A 5,414-nucleotide genomic window follows, 5' to 3' on the forward strand; every position below is an offset into this window, starting at 1 on the left:
GCATAGATATGGAGCTGCTTACCCGCAGAAATCCCTGCACGAATCACGCCCAGTGCCGTGCCGTATCCACCGGTCGCGAGGCTGCCGGTGTTGCAATGGGTCAGAATGCCACCCTCTGCCGGCAAGAGCTCCGCGCCATAACGGCCCATACGCTGGTTATCGGCGATATCATCGCGGAGCAAGTCATGGGCGGCCTGTAAAAGCGCGGCGACGGCCTGCCCCGCGGTAGACGCCGATTGCGCCAATGCCAGTTGCCGGTCCGTCGCCCAGGCGAGATTCACCGCCGTCGGTCGCGCCGCCTTGATCTCGTCGGCGGCACTCAGCAGGCGTGCCTGCCAGTCCGCATGCGTGCTCGCCTCGCTCACGGCCAGTGCCATGGCATAAGCGGCGGTAATGCCGATTGCCGGGGCACCACGTACTACCATCTGCCGAATCGCCACCGCCACCGCGCGATAATCACTGAGCTTTAACCAGGTTTCCTGCTGCGGCAACAGTCTTTGATCGAGAAGGCAGAGCTGACCCTCCTCCCAACGGATGGCACGAATTTGGTCGGCACTGGACACATAATCCTCCTCGGCAAGATACCAGGTCAGTCGGAAGCGGAACACCGCAGTATGGTGTGCTCAATATACGGGCAGTTGAAAAGTCTGTAAAATGCGCCGGAACGTCCAGACCCCATGCTTCTGGGGCACTCCCGCTTTTACCATCAGGTCCACTCATGTCTTCTGCCAGCCTATACCCCATTCTTCGTCTGCGTCCCAAGGAGGATCGCCGCCTCCGCGCCGGTCACCTCTGGATTTACAGCAACGAAATCGACGTCCAGAAAACCCCCCTCACCGCCGTCACTCCAGGCAGCGTCTGCCGGATGGAAGACGCCCAGGGCAAGGCCCTGGGGCTCGCCCATGTTAATCCTCATACCCTGCTCTGTGCGCGCTTGTTGAGCCGTGACCCGCATGTCAGCATTGATGAGGGCTTTTATCGCACCCGCTTACAGCAGGCTTTGCTGATGCGGGAGCGCCTGTTTGGTGCGCCTTTTTACCGCCTGGTGCATGGTGAAGGCGATGGTTTGCCGGGCCTGATTATCGACCGCTATGAGGACCATCTGGTGCTGCAGGCAGGTAGTCTCGGCATGGATCGCGATTTGCCCCTGATCACGGCGGCTTTGCAGGGTCTGCTGCGCCCGGCGGGCATTTTGCTGAAGGCCAGCGGCGCGGCGCGGCGACTGGAAGGGCTGGAAGACCGCGTCGAAGTCCTCTTCGGGCATATCCCGGAGCGGCTGGAGGTTTGGGAAAACGACTGCCTGTTCCAGGTTGACCCGCGCGGCGGGCAAAAAACCGGCTGGTTTTATGACCATCGCGCCAATCGCCGCCGCTTGCGGGACTTTGCCCAAGGGCGCCGGGTGCTGGACTGCTTCGCCTATCTCGGTGGCTTTGCCATCCCCCTGGCCAAGGCCGGGGCAAGCGCCGTCACCGCTGTGGACAGTTCAGCACCGGCCCTGGCGATCCTCGAAGAAAACGCCCGACGCAACGAGGTTGAGGGCTTGCGCAGCATTCACGGCGATGCCATGGAGACGCTGCACAATTTACGCGACCGCGGTGAGCAGTTCGATCTCATCGTCCTTGATCCCCCGGCTCTGATCAAATCGAAGAAGGATTTCAAGGAAGGCAGCATCGCCTATCGCCGCTTTAACGATATGGCCATGCGTTTGCTGACCCCCGGCGGCATCCTGTTCTCGGCGTCCTGCTCGCATCACCTGAGCCGGGAAACGCTGCTCAGCCAGATCGCTTTTGCCGCCCAGCGTGGGGACTACCAGATCATCGGTGAAGGCAGTCAGGATATGGATCACCCCGTTCACCCGGCGGTGCCCGAAAGCAACTACCTCAAGGGCTTCTTCATCCACCGTCGGGAAGAGTTACCCGAAGAGGCAGAAAAGACCGCCTGATCACCAAGCGCGTTGGATTCTTGTCGCCATGCCCGGTGACAGGTACAATCGCGCCCACGCCGGCGTAGCTCAGTTGGTAGAGCAACCGATTCGTAATCGGTAGGTCAGAGGTTCGACTCCCCTCGCCGGCACCAATTAGAACAAGGGCTTAGGCTTCGGTCTAAGCCCTTTTTCTTTGCCACATTGAATTTGCACCGCAATTGCACCACAGTCCGGTCTGGTTTACTCTCTCGTCAGGCACTCATTGTGGGGGACTATATGGCATCCATCACGCCAAGTTACGACCGGGAAGGGGAACACATCGGTTGGCAAGTAGCCGTCCGCAAAAAAGGATACCCGTCACAGTACAAAACCTTCCGCACAAGGAAGGAAGGCGAAGCATGGGCCAGCGTCACCGAGTCCGAGATGGTGCGCGGCGTCTGGCGGGATCGGTCGGAAGCAGAGAGCACTACGCTCAAGGAATGCCTTGAGAGATACCTGGCAGAGGTCACACCGAAGAAAAAATCCAAGGGTGAGGGCTGGTACGTCAAAGCATGGATGACCCGTCCCATCGCGTCCCGCTTCATGGCGTCGATCCGGGGTAAGGATTTGGCGTCCGAGATCAGGGCTATGGAAAGCGAAGGCAAGAGCGCCAACCACATCCGCTTGCACCGTGCGGTCATCTCTAATTTGTTCAATGTCGCACGCCGTGAGTGGGGCATGGAATCCCTGGAAAATCCGGCGGACCTGGTGAGCAACCCCAAATTGCCACAAGGCAGGAATCGCCGCCTGGTAGATGACGAAGAAGAAAGGCTACTGGCCGCATGTGGTGAAGCACGTAACCCGTGGCTACGCCCCCTAGTGGTCGTCGCGGTGGAAACCGCGATGCGCTCGGGTGAGATGGTGGAAACCTGGAAGCAGGACCCAACCGGTGCGCTGGATGCCGATGGAAAACACCTGCAAGTTAAGGTCAGTACCGGCTTGTTATGGGAAAATGTGGATCTGAAAAAGCGCACCGCACACTTACCCAAGACCAAGAACGGCGACGCTCGCACGGTCCCCCTCTCCAGTCGCGCTGTAGCAGCCCTGGACGCCCTGCCCCGCAACCTGGACGCCCTGCCCCGCAACCTGGACGGGCGCGTGTTCGGGGTTACTTACGAGGGGATACATCAATCCTATGTACGCGCCTGCCGCCGTGCTGGTATCACCGGGCTGACCTTCCACGATTTGAGGCACGAAGCCACCAGCCGCCTCTTTGAGAAGGGCCTGAACCCCATGCAGGTGGCGGCCATCACCGGGCACAAGACCTTGCAGATGCTGAAAAGGTACACCCATCTGAGGGCTGAGGATCTGGCGAAGATGCTGGGATGAAGCTGCTTAATATTTTTGTCACGGCGGGGTAATACATGACCATCACGAAACAGGCTTTAACCCTTCATCTATCGGACACCGTGGGCCTGCCCGCCAAAGAATGCGCGGCGCTGGTCAATACCCTCTTTGACACGATCCGCACCACGCTGGCCGCCGGTGAGGACATGAAGCTATCCGGCTTCGGGAACTTCACCTTGCGGGAGAAGCGGGCACGGCCTGGGCGGAATCCGAGGAACGGGGAACCGTTCGACATCGCCGCCCGGCGGGTGGTGACGTTTCGGGTCAGCCAACTGGTGAAGAAAAGGTGCTGACCTGTTTGCGTGGGCGGTGCCCATCAGGCCTTTATCATGCCCAGATCGTGCATGAGCGCACCCATCTCTTCGGTGGATAAATCGAGCAAGCCTAGTAGCTTTGCCTCTGCCCGGTCCATTTGATCTACTATTCCGGCACCGTCGTTTGGTGTCCCCATGCCGCCCATCTTTGGGATTAAACGCCGCATCCTTAATTCCAGGGATTGCTTGCTGATGCCTAGTGTGAGGGCCGCTCCCTCAGTGTTTATAGGGGGTTGCATCATTGAACGCCTTTTTATGTTTCCTGTGAGCCGGTATTGTTCATATTAGCCAGTCTTTTTATGTCCTTGAGGATGGTGTTGTGTTGGTCTTTTTGTTGTTCTCTGAGCATGGCCTCTATTTTGCGTAGACCTTCGACGATCGCTTGGGCCATCGTTGACCCCTGTTTCGCCGCTTTCCCTAGCCACTGTATGGCTATGGCAAAATCCGGTTTTACCCCGTATCCATGGTAATAGCTGTCCCATAGCCACTCCATGGCATCAGCATTGCCTCTCTTGGCGGCCAGTTCAAACCAGTTTACGGCAATCTTCTGGGTGGTTGGGCTGCGGTAAAAATAGGTGGCCACGTTGGTCGTTTCCTGGGCATCACCCGCCTCTGCGTTTTTGACGCATTCCAAGAATTCATCAGTCAGTTCGGTTGGAATCTGTTCAGCCATGCTTGAAATGTCTACCCGAACAAGTTGGCCGCCTGGAAGGTGGCCGGCTTCGATGGCCTTGCCTTTGATCGTGCCGGATTCCAACCAGTTATGGATGGTCCGAATGGTTTTTCAAGGCACAGGCCAGCGCCGAAGCCGGTTTCACCCTCATCGAACTGATGATCGTCATCGCCATCATCGGTATTTTGGCGGCTATCGCCATTCCGCAGTATGAGAAGTATATTTCTACGGCTCAGGCCAGTGATGTCACAGCAAATTTCTCCAGTGCCGTGCATCAGGTTCAAGCCGCTGTTGCAGCCAAGTCCGCCGGTCAGACTACCGTTGTTTTCGGCCAAGCAGGCCAGGCTGCTGTAGCTGGTACGGGTGGTGCCGCAGGTACACCAGCAATTCCTGCCACCCAAGGCGAACTCAGCAGTACCGCGCTTGATCCAGTTTCCGGCCAAGGTGCCAACCCCGCTTACATTAGCGCCGGTACAGCCGCAAGTGCAGGCACGCCAGGTCAGGTTGGAATGACGGGTGGATCTATCACCGCAGGGGCGGTCACTCCTGGAGACGCGGCCACTACTCCCTATGTAATTACGGTCAGCTATGGCGCCAGCACAACGTCTGTGGGTTCAGATATTAAGGGTATGGTTGAGAAGATCTATGGAACCGGTAAAAATAACACCACCGCAGCCTGCAGCAGTGGTGTTTGCACGGTTACTATTAGCACAAACGGCACGCTTTCTGTTGGTTAATTCCAGAGAAGAGCGTTATCGCTAATCAATGATATATAACAGAGGGCATCTCGTACAGGTGCCCTCAATTATGTAAACACATATACTCAGTCCTTATTTTAATGGCTACTTTTCCCAGAAGAGGGTGGTTATATGCCTATGCAAAAAATATCCACATGTGGTAACAATCCAAGCATATTCTCATACGATGGTGACGTGCGTCATGGCGTCGTTATCCAGCATACCCATGTCACCTATAATGTTAGTCATAATATATTCAACGATCTATTGAATCATTTCGCAGGAAAGGCTGTGCATGGTGGTTTCTCCATGACCCAACCCACTCTAGGGCATTTCGAATAACAAAAATTTCACGACTTGAGAATGGAATATTCCCCTTT

The 5,414-nt window shown here is 56.8% G+C and carries 6 protein-coding genes, 1 tRNA gene and 1 pseudogene; 5 read left to right on the forward strand and 3 right to left on the reverse strand.

Annotated features, from left to right (window positions below; genetic code table 11):
- Nucleotides 1-563, reverse strand: a pseudogene (locus Q0C48_RS06910) (S-methyl-5-thioribose-1-phosphate isomerase); the annotation flags it as partial.
- A gap of 155 nt (nt 564-718) precedes the next feature.
- Here Q0C48_RS06910 and Q0C48_RS06915 point away from each other — a divergent pair.
- The 4 genes from Q0C48_RS06915 to Q0C48_RS06930 all read left to right on the forward strand — a co-directional run bounded on the left by Q0C48_RS06915 (nt 719) and on the right by Q0C48_RS06930 (nt 3,603).
- Entirely contained in the window at nt 719-1,942 is a 1,224-nt protein-coding gene (locus tag Q0C48_RS06915; RefSeq protein ID WP_291522819.1) for a class I SAM-dependent rRNA methyltransferase, read from the forward strand.
- A gap of 58 nt (nt 1,943-2,000) precedes the next feature.
- Nucleotides 2,001-2,076: transfer RNA gene (locus tag Q0C48_RS06920), tRNA-Thr, on the forward strand.
- 124 nt (nt 2,077-2,200) lie between these two features.
- On the forward strand, nt 2,201-3,292 hold the full coding sequence (locus Q0C48_RS06925) for a site-specific integrase (RefSeq protein ID WP_291522820.1): 1,092 nt from the start codon (nt 2,201-2,203) through the stop codon (nt 3,290-3,292).
- 35 nt (nt 3,293-3,327) lie between these two features.
- On the forward strand, nt 3,328-3,603 hold the full coding sequence (locus tag Q0C48_RS06930; protein ID WP_291522822.1) for an integration host factor subunit alpha: 276 nt from the start codon (nt 3,328-3,330) through the stop codon (nt 3,601-3,603).
- Between the two features lie 23 nt (nt 3,604-3,626).
- On the opposite strand, the gene Q0C48_RS06935 is transcribed toward Q0C48_RS06930, so the two are convergent.
- Both Q0C48_RS06935 and Q0C48_RS06940 read right to left on the reverse strand, forming a co-directional pair.
- Nucleotides 3,627-3,791, reverse strand: coding sequence for a hypothetical protein (locus Q0C48_RS06935; RefSeq protein ID WP_291522825.1), 165 nt, complete (start codon nt 3,789-3,791; stop codon nt 3,627-3,629).
- An 86-nt stretch (nt 3,792-3,877) separates the two neighbouring features.
- Nucleotides 3,878-4,381 (reverse strand): sel1 repeat family protein, encoded by a 504-nt coding sequence (locus Q0C48_RS06940; RefSeq protein WP_291522827.1) that lies wholly within the window; start codon nt 4,379-4,381, stop codon nt 3,878-3,880.
- Here Q0C48_RS06940 and Q0C48_RS06945 point away from each other — a divergent pair.
- The gene (locus tag Q0C48_RS06945) at nt 4,375-5,034 is read left to right on the forward strand and encodes a prepilin-type N-terminal cleavage/methylation domain-containing protein (protein WP_291522829.1); all 660 of its coding nucleotides are present in this window, start codon (nt 4,375-4,377) and stop codon (nt 5,032-5,034) included. The two genes, Q0C48_RS06940 and Q0C48_RS06945, sit on opposite strands and share 7 nt — an antisense overlap.
- Nucleotides 5,035-5,414: the final 380 nt, after the last annotated feature.

The sequence above is a fragment of the Acidithiobacillus sp. genome, assembly GCF_023255755.1.
Taxonomy (GTDB): Bacteria; Pseudomonadota; Gammaproteobacteria; order Acidithiobacillales; family Acidithiobacillaceae; genus Acidithiobacillus.